Raw genomic sequence first — 17,269 nt, forward strand, 5'->3', positions numbered from 1 at the left:
GATGGGCGATTTCAGTGCAGGGCCGAAATACACCGGGCACGCTTCTCCGGCAGCCCTGTCGCAAACGGTGATGACGATATCCGGAGGGCGCCAGGCGGGGTCAACTCACCTTGAAGACATGCTTCATGTAGGCCACGAAATTCTCGTCCCGGCACTGGGTCTTGCCCGGGCTGTCGGAGATCTTCGCCACTGGCGCGCCATTGCAGTCGGTCATCTTGATCACGATGTTCATCGGCTCCACCCCCGGGATATCGCAGGTCAGCCGGGTACCAATGCCGAAGCTCACGTTGATCCGCGAGTGTAACGCCCGATACAGGCTCAGCGCCTTGGCGAAATCCAGGCCGTCGGAGAAGATCAGCGTCTTGCCCTTCGGGTCGATCCCCAGCCGTTCATAGTGAGCGATGGCTTTCTCCGCCCACACCAGCGGGTCGCCGGAGTCGTGGCGCAGGCCGTCGAACAGCTTGGCGAAGTACAGGTCGAAATCACTCAGGAAGGCGTCCATGGTAATGCAGTCGGTCAAGGCGATGCCCAGCAAGCCACGGTACTCGCGCACCCAGGCTTCCAGCGCGGCGGCCTGGCTGTCGACCAGCCGTGGGCCGAGTTGCTGGTGCGCCATGAACCATTCATGGGCCATGGTGCCAAGCGGCTTGAGTTCCAGTTCGCGTGCCAGGTGCACGTTGCTGGTGCCGACGAAGCGGCCGGGGAAGTCGTGCTTGAGCAGGTACACCACTTCTTCCTGCACCCGGTAGGAAAAACGCCGCCGCGTGCCGAAGTCGGCCAGCTGGAAACCGGCCAGCTCGTCGGCGCTGGCCTCGGCCTTGAGCCAGTCCATTTTCTGGTACAGGCGCTCGCCCACCTGTTCGATCACCACATCGCGATAGCGGTAGCGGTTGCGCACCTCGCTGATGATCGCCAGCAACGGGATCTCGTAGAGGATCACGTGCAGCCACGGCCCGCGCACGCGGATCGCCAGTTGCCCGGCCGCGTCCAAGCCGACCTGCACGTAGCGCAGGTTGAAGCGGAACAGGCTGAGGAAGCGGATGAAGTCCGGCTTGAGGAACGGGATCTTTTCCAGATAGGCCAGCTGGTCGTGGGTGACGGTAACTTCGCTCAGCTGCTCTATCTGGTAGCGGATTTCTGCCAGGTAAGGGGAGAGGTCTTCGCCGTTGCGGCAGCGGAACTCCCACTCCACCTCGGCGTTGGGGTAGTTGTGCAGCACCGCCTGCATCATGGTGATCTTGTAGAAGTCGGTGTCCAGCAGGTTCTGGATGATCCGTGGGCCGAATACGCTTTCGCTCATGGGCGGTCCCCTTTGATCAGGGAGAGCTGGTAGTCGAGCGCGGCTTCATCGCCGCACAGGATCACGCCTTCGGCGGCCAGCGCACCGCAGGCAGTAATGGCGCCTTCCTGGGTCAGGGCGCGGCAGGCTGGCAAGTACAGCAGCACCTGGAAGCCAGCCTGGCGCAATTGCCGGGCGGTGGTCTTGACGCAGTAGTCCAGGGCCAGGCCGCCGACGATCACCGCACCCACCTGCTGCACCTTGAGAAACTCGATGACCCCGGTGGAGCGGCGCTCGGCGAGGTCGTGGTAGCAGGCGCCGTAGGGATGCAGGTCGGGCTCGACGCCTTTCCAGACGAAGTAGTCGTAGTCGATGGGCGCAGGGAGGCCGGGCAGCAGTTCGAAACCGGGAGTGCCGGGGACGCAGTGGCTGACCCAGGTCAGGTCAGCGTTGGCCAGGGGCAGCGGCTGCAGCATCTGGCCAGGTTCGGCCACCACCCAGGCTGCGTTGGCCGGGTGGGCGTCTTTACTGCCCAGGCGCAGGTCGGCGCGCCGGGCCATGGCGTTGAGGTCCGGGGCGATCTCGTTGCCTTCCGGCACCGGCAGCTCCTGAGGGGCATTGGCGGTGAAGCCGTTCTGCGCGTCGACATCGAAACTGGCGATCTTCATGGCGGGTCTCCTCGCTGGAATGGCTATATAATTCACCTGGTGTTGTAAGTGTGTCAAGTGACAATTGCTACGCTATTGCGGGTTGCCATACTTAGACGCTCTGGTGGATTATTGCGCTGATGAACAAGGAGCCCCCGGTGAGTACAGTCGAAGTTCTGGCCAGTGTCGATATTGTCGCCCTGCGTCTGGCCCCTGATGCCCAGCATCTGCAAGTGTTGTTGCACCGTCGTGAGCGCGAGCCCCATGCCGGCCAGTGGGCCTTGCCCGGCGTGATCGTCAATGGCCGCACCCCGGATACCAGCCTGGAAGGTGCTGCCGAACGCGCCCTGCGCGAGAAAGCCCTGGTGCTGCCGCGCCACCTCGAACAGGTGGGTACCGAAGGCAATGCCTTTCGCGACCCTCGGGGGTGGTCGTTGAGCACCTATTACCTGGCGTTGCTTGACCCGCAGCAGCAGGTTGAAGGTGAGCAGCTGGCGTTTTTCGACCTGGACAGCGTGATTGACCGCAAGGTGCTGCTGCCGTTCGACCATAACCTTCTGGTGGAGCGGGCCCGCGAGCGGTTGGCGGCGAAGACGGTGTATAGCAGCCTGCCGCTGTACCTGTTGGCGCAGAAGTTCACCGTACTCGATGCGCTCGGGGCGGTGCAGGCGTGCCTGGGGCAGGCGGTGAACAACACCTCGCTGCGCAAGCGGCTGGAGCGCTTGCGTGAGCTGGGGTGGGTAAGGGATACGGGGGAGAAGAACCAGCCCAGGCTGGGGCGGCCACAGCAGTTGTATCAGTACACGCCGCAGGGCGAGCGGGTGTTCATGTTTGATCGCAGCCTGTTGCCTGAAGGGGGGTAGGCGCCTTCTTATTCCTCTGCGTAATTCATGATCGACAACAGGCGGATCGGTACCTGTACCAGCTGCTCCGGGCCGTGCGGGGTTTCGCCATCGAAGGTCAGGCTGTCGCCGGCCTGCATGCGGTAGAGCTGGTTGCCGTGGCGGTAGACCAGTTCCCCCTCCAGCAAATGCAGGAACTCGGTACCGGGGTGGGCGAAGGTCGGGAACTCTTCGCTGGCGTCGTCCATCGTCACCATGTACGCCTCGAAGTTTTTCTTCGGCCCCCTGGCGTGATTGAGCAAATGGTAGGTATGGCCCTTCTCGGTGCCGCGGCGCACCACCTCCAGCCCTTCACCGGCCTTGACCAGCAAGGCATTGCCATCGGGCTGGTCATATTGGCTGAACAGCTTGGCCATCGGCATGCCCAGCACATCGCACAGGCGGCTCAGGGTATCGAGGCTGGTGGACACCTGGGCGTTCTCGATCTTGCTCAGCATGCCCTGGCTGATGCCGGCGATGCGTGCCACATCGGCGAGCTTGAGCGACTGGGCCTGGCGCTGGCGCTTGATCTGCAGGCCCAGGTACTGCTCCAGGCGAAGGCGCGGTTCGGTTTCGGTTGGCATCGAATGTCCTGCACGGTTTCAGTTCAAGAATAAAGATTTCGCACTGGGAAAGTGCGAAGAGCAGCTGCATTGGCTGCTTCTTTCCTCAGGTGAAAACAAGTTTCCCATAAATAGCGCATAAAAATCTGCAAGGTTTTGCGCTGTCTGGTCCGGCCTCATAGCGGCTAAAGCCGCTCTTACAGGGCCTTGCGCGGTCCCTGTATGAGCGGCTTCAGCCGCGATGAGGCCGGCACAGGCGCTACTTGACCCGGGTTGATCACAAGTTGGCAAGCACATTGCATTCCTGTGAGGAAAGTAAGTTTCCCATGCGGAATTAGTGCCCCTCACCCAGGAGTGATCACCCATGTTGCCAGCAGAAACCCAGCGCACCCTCGACCAGTACGGCATCAAGTATGTGTTGGCGCAGTTCGTCGATATCCACGGTTCGGCGAAGACCAAGTCGGTGCCGGTATCGGGCCTCAAGATGGTGGCTGAAGACGGTGCCGGCTTTGCCGGGTTTGCCATCTGCGGCATGGGCATGGAGCCCCATGGCCCGGATTTCATGGCCCGTGGCGACTTGTCTACGCTGATCCCGGTGCCGTGGCAGCCGGGCTATGGCCGGGTGGTGTGCGTGGGCCATGTCAACGGCCAGCCCTGGCCCTATGACAGCCGTTACGTTTTGCAGCAGCAGGTGCAGCGCCTGGCCGACAAGGGCTGGACCCTGAACACCGGCCTTGAGCCCGAGTTCAGCCTGTTCCGCCGCGACGAAGGCGGCAAGCTGCAGCTGGTGGACGCTTCCGACAACCTCGACAAGCCGTGCTACGACTACAAGGGCCTGTCGCGCTCGCGGCTGTTCCTGGAGCGCCTGACCGAGGCCCTGCAACCGGTTGGCTTCGACATCTACCAGATCGACCACGAAGACGCCAACGGCCAGTTCGAGATCAACTACACCTACAGCGACGCCATGGAGTCGGCCGACCGCTTCACCTTCTTCCGCATGGCCGCCGGCGAGATTGCCAACGACCTGGGCATGATCTGCTCGTTCATGCCCAAGCCCGACCCCAAGCGCGCCGGCAATGGCATGCACTTCCACCTGTCGCTGGCAAGCTCGACCAACAAGAACCTGTTCCACGACCCCTCCGACAGCAGCGGCATGGGCCTGTCGAAACTGGCCTACCACTTCGCCGCCGGCCTGCTGGCCCACGGCCCGGCGCTGTGTGCCTTCGCCGCACCCACGGTCAACTCGTACAAGCGCCTGGTGGTCGGCCGTTCGCTGTCCGGTGCCACCTGGGCCCCGGCCTTCGTTGCCTATGGCGCCAACAACCGCTCGGCGATGGTGCGCATCCCCTATGGCCGCCTGGAGTTCCGCCTGCCAGACGCCGGCTGCAACCCGTACCTGGTCACCGCCGCGATCATCGCCGCCGGCCTCGATGGCATCGACCGCCAGCTGGAGCCGGGCGAGATGTGCAACGAGAACCTCTACAACCTGAGCCTGGAAGAGATCGCCGCACGCGGCATCAAGACCTTGCCGCAGTCGCTCAAGGAAGCCGCCGACGCGCTGGAGGCCGACCCGCTGTTCCGCGAGGTGCTCGGTGCCGAGATCGTCGACGAGTTCATCAAGCTCAAGCGCATGGAGTGGGTGGAGTACAGCCGCCACGTCTCCGACTGGGAAATCCAGCGCTACACCGAATTCTTCTGACCGCCAACCCTATCCCTGGGTAGCGGCGAATGCAGCGGCTACCCACTGCCTAGAAGGAGTATCACCATGTGTGGAATCGTAGGTCTGTACCTGAAAAAGCCGGAGCTGGAAGCCCAGCTCGGCAAGCTCTTCGAACCCATGCTCGAAGCCATGACCGACCGTGGCCCGGACAGCGCCGGCTTCGCCATCTACGGTGACGAAGTGGCCGATGGCTGGGTCAAGCTGACCCTCCAGGCGACGCACATCAACTACCCCTGGGCGGCCCTGATGGGCCAGCTGGAAGGGCGCCTGGGCTGTTCGTTGGACTGGTTCCAGAACGCCAGCGCGGCGGTACTCAAGGTGCACACCAGCGAGACCGAGGCCCGCCTGGCCCTGAGCGAACTGGCCCCTGAGGTGCGCATCATGAGCGCCGGGCAGAGCATCGAGATCCTCAAGGGCATGGGCCTGCCGGCGGAAATCTCCAGCCGCTTCGGCCTGGCCGGCATGAAGGGCAGCCACATCATCGGCCATACCCGCATGGCCACCGAAAGCGCCGTGACCATGGAAGGCAGCCACCCGTTCTCCACCGGCGCCGACCTGTGCCTGGTGCACAACGGCTCGCTGTCCAACCACTTCCGCCTGCGCCAGGAGCTCAAGCGCGAAGGCATCAGCTTCGAGACCGACAACGACAGCGAGGTGGCGGCCGGCTACCTGACCTGGCGCCTTCAGCAAGGCGACACCTTGGCCCAGGCCCTGGTGGGTGCGCTGGAAGACCTGGACGGCTTCTTCACCTTCGCCATCGGCACCCGCAACGGCTTTGCCGTGATCCGCGACCCGATTGCCTGCAAGCCTGCCGTGTTGGCCGAAACCGACGATTACGTGGCCATGGCCTCCGAGTACCAGGCCCTGGCCAGCCTGCCGGGCATCGACAAGGCCAGGGTCTGGGAGCCGGCGCCGGCCACCCTGTACGTCTGGGAACGCGAAAGCGCCTGACCCTCAGCGAATCACTGGAGACATTCATGAAGACGATCGACCTTTCCAGCGCCTCGGTGCGCGTACTCAACCAGTCCCTGCATGGCGACGTGCAAGACCACGAATGGCGGGTGACCCACCCCGACGGCAAGCACAACCTTGCCGTGGGCATCAACGCCGCCGTGGCGGTGGATATCGAAGGCCATGCCGGCTACTACTGCGCCGGCATGAACCAGCAGGCCAGCGTCACCGTGCACGGCAACGTCGGCGTGGGCGTGGCCGAGAACATGATGTCTGGCTCGGTGCGGGTCAAGGGCAGCGCCTCCCAGGCCGCTGGCGCCACCGCCCATGGCGGGTTGCTGGTGATCGAGGGTGATGCCGGCGCGCGCTGCGGCATCTCGATGAAGGGCGTGGACATCGTGGTCGGCGGCAGCATCGGCCACATGAGCTGCTTCATGGGCCAGGCCGGGCGCCTGGTGGTGTGTGGCGATGCCGGTGATGCCTTGGGCGATTCGCTGTACGAGGTGCGTATCTACGTCAAGGGTTCGGTGCAGTCGCTGGGCTCGGACTGCATCGAGAAAGAGATGCGCGCCGAGCACCTGCAAGAGCTGCAGGAGCTGTTGAACAAGGCCGGCCTTGCGCACAAGGCCGCCGATTTCAAACGCTACGGTTCGGCCCGCCAGCTGTACAACTTCAAAGTCGACAACGCCAGCGCGTACTGATCCAGGAGCATTCCCATGAGCGAGCAATTCCCCCCGGTACTGCGTGAGTCGGCCACTTTCGATCGCCTGACCATCCAGGAAATCCAGCGTGCCGCCGAAACCGGCATCTACGACATCCGCGGCGGTGGCACCAAGCGCCGCGTGCCGCACTTCGACGACCTGCTGCTGCTGGGCGCCAGCGTGTCGCGCTACCCGCTGGAAGGCTACCGCGAAAAATGCGGCACCGACGTGGTGCTGGGCAACCGCTTTGCCAAGAAGCCGATCCACCTGAAGATCCCGGTGACCATCGCCGGCATGAGCTTCGGCGCCCTGTCGGCCAACGCCAAGGAAGCCCTGGGCCGTGGCGCGACCATTGCCGGCACCAGCACCACCACCGGCGACGGCGGCATGACCCCGGAAGAGCGCGGCCAGTCGCAGCACCTGGTGTACCAGTACCTGCCATCGCGCTATGGCATGAACCCCGATGACCTGCGCAAGGCCGACGCCATCGAGATCGTCCTCGGCCAGGGTGCCAAGCCGGGCGGCGGCGGCATGCTGCTGGGCATGAAGGTCACCGAGCGCGTCGCCGGCATGCGCACCTTGCCGATCGGTGTCGACCAGCGCAGCGCCTGCCGCCACCCGGACTGGACCGGCCCGGACGACCTGGCGATCAAGATTGCCGAGCTCCGCGAAATCACCGACTGGGAAAAACCGATCTACGTGAAGATCGGCGCCAGCCGCCCGTACTACGACGTCAAGCTGGCGGTGAAGGCCGGCGCCGACGTGATCGTGCTCGACGGCATGCAGGGCGGCACCGCAGCCACCCAGGAAGTGTTCATCGAGCACGTCGGCATCCCGATCCTGCCGGCCATTCCGCAGGCGGTGCAGGCGCTGCAGGAGATGGGCATGCACCGCAAGGTGCAGCTGATCGTCTCCGGTGGCATCCGCAACGGTGCCGACGTGGCCAAGGCCATGGCCCTGGGCGCCGATGCCGTGGCGATTGGCACGGCGGCGCTGATTGCCCTGGGTGACAACCACCCGCGGCTGGACAGCGAGCTGAAGAAGATCGGCTCGGCCGCCGGCTTCTACGACGACTGGCAGAACGGCCGCGACCCGGCCGGCATCACCACCCAGGACCCGGAACTGGCCAAGCGCCTGAACCCGGAAGAGGCCGGCCGGCGCCTGGCCAACTACCTGCGGGTGCTGGTGCTGGAAGCGCAGACCATGGCCCGTGCCTGCGGCAAGTCGCACCTGCACAACCTCGACCCCGAGGACCTGGTGGCGCTGACCGTCGAGGCCGCCGCCATGGCCCGGGTGCCGCTGGCCGGCACCGCCTGGGTGCCGGGCCAGGCCCAGTACTGATCCACCTCGACACCGCCGGCCTTCGCGCCGGCGGTTTTAATTTGCACAGGAGTGACTCCATGAAGCTTGCCCTAGCTGTTGTGCTGTGCGCGTTGACGCCGTTGGCCTACGCCGCCGAACCTGCCCTGGATACGGGCAACACCGCCTGGATGATCTGCGCCGCGATGTTTGTGCTGATGATGTGCATCCCGGGCCTGGCGCTGTTTTATGGCGGCATGGTGCGGGCGAAGAACTTCCTTTCGGTGTTCACCCAGCTGTTCGCCGTGGCCGGGGTGATCGGCATCCTCTGGGTGCTGTTCGGCTACAGCCTGGTGGTGGACACCACGGGCATGGTCGAGGGGCAACTGACCTTCAACAGCTTCATCGGCGGGTTGGACAAGGCACTGATGCTGAACATCGGCCACGACAGCCTGGTCGGCACCATCCCGGAAGGGGTATTCGCGGTGTTCCAGCTGACCTTCGCCATCATCACCCCGGCACTGATCGCCGGTGGTTTTGCCGAGCGCATGAAGTTCAGCGCCTCGCTGCTGTTCATGGCGGCCTGGTTCGTCCTGGTGTACGCGCCGATCGCCCATATGGTGTGGGGCGGGCCGGGGGCGCTGATGGTCAACTGGGGGGTGCTGGACTTTGCTGGCGGCACTGCGGTGCACATCAACTCCGGTGTAGCGGCATTGGCCGCCGCGTTGATGCTGGGCAAGCGCAAGGGTTACCCGCAGGTGGCCATGCCGCCGCACAACCTCGGCTTCACCCTGGTCGGCGCGGGGCTGCTGTGGGTTGGCTGGTTCGGCTTCAACGTAGGCTCCGGGCTTGCGGCCAATGAAGGGGCTGGGGTGGTGATGCTGGCGACCATGGTGGCGGCGTGTGCCGGGATTGTCGGCTGGTTGCTGACCGAGAAGGTCATGCATGGTCGGCCTACCGCGTTGGGTGCGGCCTCAGGGGCATTGGCCGGGCTGGTGGGGATCACGCCGGCCTGTGCGTTTGTCGGGCCGTTGGGTGCGGTGGTGATCGGCTTGCTGACGGGGGCGATCTGCTTCTTTGCCGTGACCCGCATGAAGCAGGCGCTGGGGTATGACGACAGCCTGGATGTGTTCGGGCTGCATGGGGTTGGCGGGATGGTCGGGGCGGTGTTGACCGGGGTGTTTGCGGCGCCGGCGTTGGGCGGGTATGTGGAAGGGGCTTCACCGATCGGGCAGGCGCTGGTGCAGCTCAAGGGCGTGGCGTTCACCTTTGTTTATTGCTTCGTGGTGAGCTGGGCGATTCTTGGGGCGATCAAGCTGACTGTGGGGCTGCGGGCCAGCCGGGAAGAGGAAGAGCAGGGGCTGGACCTGGCTGAGCACAATGAGCGGGCTTATAACCTCTGAGTGATGTGTTGCCAGTCCCGGCCTCTTCGCGGTTGAACCCGCGAAGAGGCCGGTGCAAGTGAATCAGTGCCCCATGGCCAGCTTGGCACTGGTCTGGCGACGACGGTAGGCACTGTCACGGCTGGCCAACCACCAATACAACGGCGAGGTCACAGCCAGGCCCACCAACCACGACAGGTCAGCCCCGTTGATGTGCTCGGAGATCGGCCCGACGTACAGCGGCGTGTTCATGAAAGGAATCTGCACCACGATACCCACTGCATAGGCAATCAGCGCCTGCGGGTTGTAACGGCCGTAGATGCCGCCATCGACCTTGAAGATCGACTGGATGTCGTAGTCACCCTTGTGGATGGCATAGAAGTCGATCAGGTTGATCGCCGTCCACGGCACCAGCACCACCAGCAGCACCAGCACCATGTCGACGAAGTGGCCGATGAAGTCGGCCGAGGCGAACACCGCCACCACGCAGCAGGCGGCCAGCACGATCAGCGACAGCACCGCGCGGCTTTTGGCAGTGGGAATCCAGCGGTAGGCGAAGGTCTGCACCAGGGTAATGATCGACAGCACCGCGCCATACAGGTTGAGGGCGTTGTGGCTGATCACGCTGAGCAGGAACAGCACCAGCATCACCGGGCCGAGGGTGCCGGTGGCCAGCTTGACCGCGTCCATGGTGTCTACGCCAGCCGGGATCGCCAGCACCGCCACCGCGCCAAAGATGAACGACAGGCTCGAACCCAGGGCCGAGCCCAGGTAGGTGGTCCAGAAGGTCGAGCTGACTTTCACGTCGGCCGGCAGGTAGCGCGAGTAGTCCGACACGTACGGGGCGAAGGCGATCTGCCACAGCGCCGCCAGCGATACGGTGGCCAGCCAGCCGGCCAGGTTGAAGCCGCCGCGGGTGAGGAAGTCGTCGCTCTGCACATGGCTGAAGATGTAGCCAAAGCCCACCACGATGCCGATGCCCAGCACCCAGGTGCCGATGCGGTTGAGCACGTGGATGAAGCGGTAGCCTATGATGCCGATGATGCCCGACCCCAGCGCACCGATGACGATGCCCACTGGCACCGGTACGGCCTCGACCACGCCATGCAGCGACTTGCCGGCGAGGACGATGTTGGAGGCGAAGAAGCCGATGTACATCACCCCGGCGATTACCACCACCAGCAACGCACCGAGGGTGCCGAACTGGGCGCGGCTCTGGATCATCTGCGGGATGCCCATCTGCGGGCCCTGGGCCGAGTGCAGCGCCATCAGCACGCCGCCGACCAGGTGGCCGACCAGGATGGCGACGATGCCCCACACCAGGTTCAGGTGAAACAGCTGCACGCCCAGCGCGCCGGTGACGATGGGCAGCGGCGCGATATTGCCGCCGAACCACAGTGTGAACAGATCCCTTACCTTTCCGTGGCGGTCTTCCGGTGGCACATAGCCGATCGTGTGTTTTTCTATGAGGGGTGCCGAATTGGCTGCACTGGTCATGACTGACTCCAAGGCAAGGTGGGGCATCGGGTGCTGCCCGGATGCGTGCCGGCGAAGGGCGACGCGTTCTTGTTGGAGCGATGATGCGGGGCGCGGGGATAACGAGAAATTAGTAAATATGTGCCCATAAACCTTAAAAAACCTAAGGCTGACAAAAGCTTAAGCGGTGGACGGTAGCAAGGACGGTGCCAGTTGGCGGGAGGGCTTGGGGTAGAGGGGTTTGCGGCCTCCCGCGCTAGAGAGGGTGAGCTGCACTGGTGCGTCGTGGGCATTAACAGTGCAGGTTGAAAATCTACATCGGCAGCACCCGGTCCTGGATCACGTCCTTCATCACCAAGGTCGAACTCAGGCGTTTCACATTGGGAATACTGGTCAGCTGCTCGTCATACAGCTTCTGAAAAGCCGGCAAGTCCTTGGCCACCACATGCAGCAGGTAATCCGGGTCACCGAACAGCCGCTGGGCTTCGACGATCTGCGGTATCTCGCCCAGCGCCGCCTCGAAATCCGCCACCGGCTGGCGGGTTACCTCGCGCAGGGTGACGAACACCAGCGCGGCAAAATTCAGCCCCAAGGCGCTGGGCGCCAGGCGCGCGTGGTAGCCAAGGATGGCGCCGGACTCCTCAAGCGCCTTCAATCGCCGATGGCAGGGCGACAGGCTGAGGCCGACGCGGTCGGCCAGCTCGGTCACCGAGAGGCGACCGTCTTTTTGCAGCTCGGCAAGGATCTTTCGGTCTGTTCTGTCCATTGAGAAGAATCTTCCAGAAAAATGGCTTGAGGGGAAATATACGAAAGAAAATCCCCCGGTGGAATCCGTAGGCTTTCTTCACCTCCCAAACTGTGTGAAAGGAAGACTCAAGTGGCAATCAGCCTGCTGACGGCGTTCTGGGCCGTGTCGATGCTGTTCGTGATCACCCCTGGTGCCGACTGGGCCTATGCGATCTCCGCAGGGATGCGCGGGCGTTGGGTGATGCCTGCCGTGGCGGGCATGTTGTCGGGGCATTTTCTGGCCACCCTGGTGGTGGCGGCAGGGGTGGGCAGCCTGCTGGCGGGTCACCCGCTGGCGCTGACCTTGCTGACCCTGGCAGGGTGCAGCTACTTGCTGTGGCTGGGTGGCAACCTGTTGCTGAGCCCGGCATTACCGTCGGCCGGGCAGGATGGCGCAGGGGAGTCGGGCTCGCGCTGGGCGCTGAAGGGCTTTTGCGTCAGTGGCCTGAACCCCAAGGTTTTCCTGCTGTTCCTGGCCCTGTTACCGCAATTCACCGACCCGCAGTCGAGCTGGCCGGTGCCGGTGCAGATCTTGCTGCTGGGGCTGGTGCACCTGTGCAGCTCGCTGGTGATCTATTCGCTGGTAGGTTATGGCGCCAAAGCGGTGCTGAGCACTCGGCCGGGGGCGGCGAAGATGGTCGGGCGGGTGTCGGGGGTGGCGATGATTACCGTGGCCCTGGGTTTGATCGCCGGGCAATTGGGTTGAGTTCACTGGCCTCCTTGCCATGTGTGCTGCCGGTCCTCCTGCTCAAGGCCTTCGGGATGCACCCAGAATGCACGGCTGGCGGGGGGCTTACCGCATGAAGTGCACCTTGCCGGTATCGTCATTGCCCATGTAGATGCCATACACCCCGGCCTGGCGCTCAAGGATGTAGCGCTCGAGAATCTGCCGGATCGCCGGGTAATAGATTTCATCCCAGGGAATCTCGTCAGGTGCGAAGAACTTGTACGCCAGCGTCTCCGGCCCATACTGGCCGGTCTCTTCAGTGGCGATGGCGCGGAAGATGATGTACACCTCGGAGATGGTAGGCACGCTGAAGATCGAGTAGGGCGAGACGATGTCGGCGCGCACGCCGCTTTCTTCCCACACCTCGCGCAAGGCCGCCTGCTCGGTGGTCTCGCCAGCTTCCATGAACCCGGCCGGCAAGGTCCAGGTGCCGGGGCGCGGCGGTATGGCGCGCTGGCACAGCAGGTACTTGCCGTCGCGCTCGATGATGCAGCCGGCGATGATCTTCGGGTTGATGTAATGGATATAGCCGCAGCCGGGGCAGTGCAGGCGTTCGTGGGTGTCGCCGGCAGGAACGCCCCGGGCCAGTTCCGTGGTGCAGTGTGGGCAGTAGCGCGGGGCGTTGGGCATGGTCAGCGGCCTATGCGGGTTTTATATACGTGGATCCTTGATGGCCAGGGGCTCGACCATGTCGCGCACCTTGGTGTTGTCGTCCTGCTTCTGGCGCAGGTAGTCGAGGGCCACCTTGGCCGCAGCGCGCACGTGATCGACCGAGGCCTGGTGGGCCACCAGCGGGTCGCCACCCTTGATCGCCTCGACGATCTTTTCCATTTCACGGTTGCTGGCGCCGCGGCGGTTTTCCTGCGACACCGAGGTGGCGCGCAGGTAGCTGATGCGTGCCTGCAGCTGGCGCAGCTGCTGGGCCGCCACCTGGTTGCCGGAGCCTTCCAGGAGCACGTCGTAGAAGCCTTGTACCGAGTCCAGCACCTGCTGCAGCTCGCCTTCCTCCAGGGCTTCGCGGTTGACCTCGAGCGCGCGCTCCAGGGCGCGGATATCCTTGGCCTTGGCGTTGAGGGTGAACAGCTGCACGATCAGGCCTTCGAGCACGCAACGCAGCTCGTAGATGTCGCGGGCGTCTTCCAGGGTGATGATGGCCACGCGCGGGCCCTTGGCGTCGGCGAATTCCACCAGGCCTTCGGACTCCAGGTGGCGCAGGGCTTCACGGACCGACGTGCGGCTGACGCCGAGGCGGTCGCAGAGGTCGCGCTCGACCAGGCGGTCGCCTGGCAGCAGGTGGAAATTCATGATCGCGCCGCGCAGCTTGTCGAGCACGATTTCGCGCAGGGTAACGGGGTTGCGGTTGACCTTGAAGCTGTCGTCGAGAGGCTGGCGTTTCATCAAGTGCGCTCTGAATGAGGCTGCCCGGCCGCCACCGCAATAGCACCCCGAACCATCGGTGCTCCTTGCGTGGGTTCGAACAGCCCGCGGTTAACGGGTTGACTCCGCATCGGCTTCAGCGAACGCTTCGCGGGCCAGGCGGAAGCTGTCCACCGCCGCGGGCACGCCGCAATAAATGCCGACCTGGAGCAGGATCTCGCGAATCTGTTCACGGCTCAGGCCATTACGCAATGCGCCGCGAATGTGCAACTTGAGCTCGTGGGGCCGGTTGAGCGCGGAAATCATGGCCAAGTTTATCATGCTGCGCTCTTTCAGCGAGAGGCCTTCGCGGCCCCAGACGTGGCCCCAGCAATACTCGGTGACCAGTTCTTGCAACGGCTTGGTGAACTCGTCGGCATTCTGGATCGAGCGGTTGACGTACTCCTCGCCCAGCACCTGGGTGCGGATCTGCAGGCCTTTCTCGTACTTTTCGTTGCTCATGCGCAGTACTCCGGAATAAAACAGGGGCCGCAACCGAGGGTGAGACGATTAGTGCGGCCCCTGAAAAAGGGGTGAAACGGGGCTGCAAAGCAGCCCCGCCAGTCTCAAGGTCAGCCCAGCGGGGGCAGGGCGCCCAGCTTGCCCTTGTGGTAGACCATCGGCGTCACCGGCTCGGCCGGCAGCACCAGGTTCTTCACCGCGCCGACGATGATCGCGTGGTCACCGCCGTCGTACTCGCGCCACAGTTCGCACTCGATGATCGCCGTGGCCTTGGTCAGCAGCGGGTTACCCAGTTCGCTGAGTTGCCACTCGATGCCCTTGGCCTTGTCCTTGCCCTTGCCGGCAAAGGCATAGGCCTCGGCGGTCTGGTCGGCGGACAGCAGGTGAATGGCGAACTGCTTGCTGTCACGCAGGATCGGGTAGGTGTCCGAGGCGTAGTTGGGGCAGAACAGCACCAGCGCCGGCTCGATCGACAGCGCGCTGAACGCGCTGGCGGTGATGCCGACGATGCCGCCGTCGGCGTCCAGGGTGGTGACCACGGTGACGCCGGACGGGAACGAGCCCATCACGTCTTTGTAGATGCCTGGTTCGATCATCTCGTGCTACCTCTTAGCGCATCACAAACGGGTCGGGCATCGGCGCGGTGGACAGGTTGATCCACACGGTCTTCAGCTCGGTATAGGCCAGCACCGAATCGATGCCGCTCTCGCGGCCGTAGCCGCTGTTCTTGAAGCCGCCAATCGGCGCCATGGCCGACACGGCGCGGTAGGTATTGACCCAGATGATCCCCGAACGCACGTCGCGGGCCAGGCGGTGGGCACGGCCCAGGTCGCGGGTCCAGATGCCGGCGGCGAGGCCGAACTGCGAGTCGTTGGCGATGGCCAGGGCCTCTTCCTCGGTCTTGAAGCGGATCACCGCGGCGACCGGGCCGAACACCTCTTCCTGCATGATGGTCATCGAGTTGCTGTCGCACTCGAACAGGGTCGGCTCGTAGAACCAGCCATCACCCTCAACCTCGGCACGCTTGCCGCCCATGTGCAGCTTGGCGCCTTCGGCCTTGGCTGCAGCGACCAGGCCTTCGACCACCGCCAGCTGCTGTGCGGTGGCCATCGGGCCCATTTCGCTGGCATCGTCCTGCGGGTTGCCGATGCGGATGCGCTTGGCGCGGGCGACCAGGCGCTCGACGAACTCGTCGAAGATCTCGTCCTGTACCAGCAGGCGCGAGCCGGCCACGCAGCTTTGGCCGGAGGCGGCATAGATGCCGGCCACGGCGCCGTTGATGGCACTGTCCAGGTCGGCGTCGGCGAAGATGATGTTCGGCGACTTGCCGCCCAGTTCCAGCGACAGCTTGGCAAAGTTCTCGGCACTGCTGCGCACCACGTGGCGGGCAGTGGCGGCGCCGCCGGTGAAGGCGATCTTGCGCACCAGCGGGTGGCGGGTCAGCGCCGCGCCGGTGCTTGGGCCGTAGCCGGTGACCACGTTGACCACGCCCGCCGGGAAGCCGGCTTCGAGGGCCAGGCGAGCCAGCTCGAGGATGGTCGCCGAGGCATGCTCGGACGGCTTGAGCACGATGGTGTTGCCGGCGGCCAGGGCCGGCGCCAGCTTGATTGCGGTCAGGTACAGCGGGCTGTTCCACGGGATGATCCCGGCCACCACGCCGATTGGCTCGTGCACGGTGTAGGCGAACAGGTCCGGCTTGTCCAGCGGCAGGGTGCCGCCTTCGAGCTTGTCGGCCAGGCCCGCGGTGTAGTGGAAGAACTCCGGCAGGTAACCGACCTGGCCGCGGGTTTCGCGGATCAGCTTGCCGTTGTCACGGCTTTCCAGCTGGGCCAGGTGTTCCTTGTTCTCGGTAATCAGGTCACCCAGGCGACGCAGCAGCTTGCCGCGCGCGGTGGCGCTGATGCTGCGCCACTCCTTGCTCTCGAAGGCACGCTGGGCGGCCTGTACGGCCAGCTCGACATCGGCTTCGTCGGCGTCGGGCAGTTGCGCCCAGGCCTGGGCAGTGGCCGGGTTGAGGCTGTCGAAGGTCTTGCCGCTCTGGGCATCGAGCCATTGGCCGTCGATGCACATCTGGAAACGAACGAGGGTCATGCAACAATCCCCTTGGCGGATTCGGTGAGGGTGCGGGCGTGGGCGAGGAAGTCCAGGAGCATCTTGTTGACTTCACGCGGTGCTTCCACGGGCATCATATGCCGTTGCTCGGCGAGGACCACGCTTTGTGCGCCAGGAATGCTGGCGGCGAGCTGGCGGGTCATGGCCGGGGTGGAGCCCGAGTCGAGTTCGCCGGTGGCGATCAGCGTCGGCACCTGGATGCTGCCCAGGTCGCCGGCGCGGTACATGTCCTGGGTGGCGAACAGCGAATAAGTGGTGTGGTAACCCTGCGGGTCGTTGTTCGCCAGCACCTGGCGAATGGCGGCGACCTGCGCCGGGTTGGCAGCCTTGTATTCACGGCTGAACCAGCGGTCGAGGGCGGCGTCGACGTTGGCGTCGGGGCCGAGCTGCGCAGCCTGGGCGGCGCGGGCGATAACGCCGGCACTCTGCTCGGGGGTGCGGTTGAACACGCTGTTGAGCACTACCAGGGCAGCCAGGCGCTGCGGGTAGTTGAGGGCGAATGCACGGGCGACCAGGCCACCCATGGAGAAACCGATCACGGTGGCCTGTGGAATCTGCAGGTGGTCGAGCAGTTCGGCGAGCTGGTCGGCGTAGCCTTCCAGTGGTGTGTCTGCAGCCGGCACGCGGCTCTGGCCGTGGCCGAGCATGTCGTAGGTGATGACGCGGTAGTCGTTGGCCAGGCCAACGATCTGCCCGCCCCACATTTCCTTGTTCAGGCCCACGCCGTGGATCAGTACCACGGGTTGGCCCTGGCCGACGGACAGGTAGCTGGTGCCGGCAGGTGTACGTTCAGCGACAGGCTGAATCATGGAGGGCGCTCCTTGAAGGTCGGGCGCGGCGGGTAAGCACGCCACGCCCCGGCCCGTC

Annotated in this window: 18 protein-coding genes and 1 pseudogene; 7 read left to right on the plus strand and 12 right to left on the minus strand. The window is 64.5% G+C overall.

Features of this window, described 5'->3' with window-relative positions; genetic code table 11:
• Nucleotides 1-6: 6 nt before the first annotated feature.
• The 3 genes and pseudogenes from ABE528_RS01325 to ABE528_RS01335 form a co-directional block, all read right to left on the minus strand.
• A pseudogene (locus tag ABE528_RS01325) lies at nucleotides 7-87 on the minus strand (arsenate reductase ArsC); the annotation flags it as partial.
• A gap of 13 nt (nucleotides 88-100) precedes the next feature.
• Nucleotides 101-1,300, minus strand: coding sequence for a nicotinate phosphoribosyltransferase (gene pncB, locus ABE528_RS01330; RefSeq protein WP_346651930.1), 1,200 nt, complete (start codon nucleotides 1,298-1,300; stop codon nucleotides 101-103).
• Entirely contained in the window at nucleotides 1,297-1,947 is a 651-nt protein-coding gene (locus tag ABE528_RS01335; RefSeq protein ID WP_346651931.1) for a nicotinamidase, read from the minus strand. The genes pncB and ABE528_RS01335 overlap by 4 nt, the downstream gene beginning before the upstream one ends.
• Before the next feature lie 137 nt (nucleotides 1,948-2,084).
• On the opposite strand from ABE528_RS01335, the gene ABE528_RS01340 reads away from it, so the two are divergent.
• The gene (locus tag ABE528_RS01340) at nucleotides 2,085-2,789 is read left to right on the plus strand and encodes an NUDIX domain-containing protein (protein WP_346651932.1); all 705 of its coding nucleotides are present in this window, start codon (nucleotides 2,085-2,087) and stop codon (nucleotides 2,787-2,789) included.
• An 8-nt stretch (nucleotides 2,790-2,797) separates the two neighbouring features.
• Here ABE528_RS01340 and ABE528_RS01345 read toward each other — a convergent pair whose 3' ends face one another.
• The gene (locus ABE528_RS01345; RefSeq protein WP_152957689.1) at nucleotides 2,798-3,391 is read right to left on the minus strand and encodes a cupin domain-containing protein; all 594 of its coding nucleotides are present in this window, start codon (nucleotides 3,389-3,391) and stop codon (nucleotides 2,798-2,800) included.
• 343 nt (nucleotides 3,392-3,734) lie between these two features.
• Between ABE528_RS01345 and glnT the strand changes: the two genes are divergently transcribed.
• The 5 genes from glnT (at nucleotide 3,735) to ABE528_RS01370 (ending at nucleotide 9,444) form a co-directional block, all read left to right on the plus strand.
• Nucleotides 3,735-5,069, plus strand: a complete 1,335-nt coding sequence (glnT, locus tag ABE528_RS01350) for a type III glutamate--ammonia ligase (protein WP_152957688.1) — start codon at nucleotides 3,735-3,737, stop codon at nucleotides 5,067-5,069.
• A 66-nt stretch (nucleotides 5,070-5,135) separates the two neighbouring features.
• The gene (locus ABE528_RS01355) at nucleotides 5,136-6,041 is read left to right on the plus strand and encodes a glutamine amidotransferase family protein (RefSeq protein ID WP_346651933.1); all 906 of its coding nucleotides are present in this window, start codon (nucleotides 5,136-5,138) and stop codon (nucleotides 6,039-6,041) included.
• A 26-nt stretch (nucleotides 6,042-6,067) separates the two neighbouring features.
• Nucleotides 6,068-6,742 (plus strand): protein glxC, encoded by a 675-nt coding sequence (locus tag ABE528_RS01360; protein ID WP_152957686.1) that lies wholly within the window; start codon nucleotides 6,068-6,070, stop codon nucleotides 6,740-6,742.
• A 15-nt stretch (nucleotides 6,743-6,757) separates the two neighbouring features.
• The gene (locus tag ABE528_RS01365) at nucleotides 6,758-8,083 is read left to right on the plus strand and encodes an FMN-binding glutamate synthase family protein (protein WP_346651934.1); all 1,326 of its coding nucleotides are present in this window, start codon (nucleotides 6,758-6,760) and stop codon (nucleotides 8,081-8,083) included.
• A 59-nt stretch (nucleotides 8,084-8,142) separates the two neighbouring features.
• Nucleotides 8,143-9,444 carry an ammonium transporter gene (locus ABE528_RS01370; protein WP_346651935.1) on the plus strand — a complete coding sequence of 434 codons (1,302 nt, stop codon included), beginning with the start codon at nucleotides 8,143-8,145 and terminating at the stop codon, nucleotides 9,442-9,444.
• A 63-nt stretch (nucleotides 9,445-9,507) separates the two neighbouring features.
• Here the strand turns inward: ABE528_RS01370 and ABE528_RS01375 are convergent, their stop codons facing one another.
• Nucleotides 9,508-10,920: a cytosine permease gene (locus tag ABE528_RS01375; RefSeq protein ID WP_152957684.1), complete on the minus strand. Its 1,413-nt coding sequence runs from the start codon at nucleotides 10,918-10,920 to the stop codon at nucleotides 9,508-9,510.
• Between the two features lie 292 nt (nucleotides 10,921-11,212).
• Nucleotides 11,213-11,665, minus strand: a complete 453-nt coding sequence (locus tag ABE528_RS01380; RefSeq protein WP_346651936.1) for an Lrp/AsnC family transcriptional regulator — start codon at nucleotides 11,663-11,665, stop codon at nucleotides 11,213-11,215.
• A gap of 111 nt (nucleotides 11,666-11,776) precedes the next feature.
• Between ABE528_RS01380 and ABE528_RS01385 the strand changes: the two genes are divergently transcribed.
• Entirely contained in the window at nucleotides 11,777-12,391 is a 615-nt protein-coding gene (locus ABE528_RS01385; RefSeq protein ID WP_346651937.1) for a LysE family translocator, read from the plus strand.
• 87 nt (nucleotides 12,392-12,478) lie between these two features.
• On the opposite strand, the gene ABE528_RS01390 is transcribed toward ABE528_RS01385, so the two are convergent.
• The 6 genes from ABE528_RS01390 to ABE528_RS01415 form a co-directional block, all read right to left on the minus strand.
• Nucleotides 12,479-13,042, minus strand: coding sequence for an NUDIX hydrolase (locus tag ABE528_RS01390; RefSeq protein WP_346651938.1), 564 nt, complete (start codon nucleotides 13,040-13,042; stop codon nucleotides 12,479-12,481).
• A 21-nt stretch (nucleotides 13,043-13,063) separates the two neighbouring features.
• Entirely contained in the window at nucleotides 13,064-13,810 is a 747-nt protein-coding gene (locus tag ABE528_RS01395; protein ID WP_152957681.1) for a GntR family transcriptional regulator, read from the minus strand.
• A gap of 90 nt (nucleotides 13,811-13,900) precedes the next feature.
• On the minus strand, nucleotides 13,901-14,290 hold the full coding sequence (locus ABE528_RS01400) for a carboxymuconolactone decarboxylase family protein (RefSeq protein WP_152957680.1): 390 nt from the start codon (nucleotides 14,288-14,290) through the stop codon (nucleotides 13,901-13,903).
• 110 nt (nucleotides 14,291-14,400) lie between these two features.
• A complete protein-coding gene (locus tag ABE528_RS01405) occupies nucleotides 14,401-14,886 on the minus strand; it encodes a flavin reductase family protein (protein WP_152957679.1) in 486 nt (161 codons plus the stop codon).
• Between the two features lie 13 nt (nucleotides 14,887-14,899).
• On the minus strand, nucleotides 14,900-16,381 hold the full coding sequence (locus tag ABE528_RS01410) for an aldehyde dehydrogenase (protein ID WP_152957678.1): 1,482 nt from the start codon (nucleotides 16,379-16,381) through the stop codon (nucleotides 14,900-14,902).
• Nucleotides 16,378-17,211 (minus strand): alpha/beta fold hydrolase, encoded by an 834-nt coding sequence (locus ABE528_RS01415; protein WP_152957677.1) that lies wholly within the window; start codon nucleotides 17,209-17,211, stop codon nucleotides 16,378-16,380. The genes ABE528_RS01410 and ABE528_RS01415 overlap by 4 nt, the downstream gene beginning before the upstream one ends.
• Nucleotides 17,212-17,269 lie beyond the last annotated feature (58 nt).

Origin of the sequence: Pseudomonas sp. TWI628, from assembly GCF_039673865.1 — a bacterium.
GTDB lineage: Bacteria > Pseudomonadota > Gammaproteobacteria > Pseudomonadales > Pseudomonadaceae > Aquipseudomonas.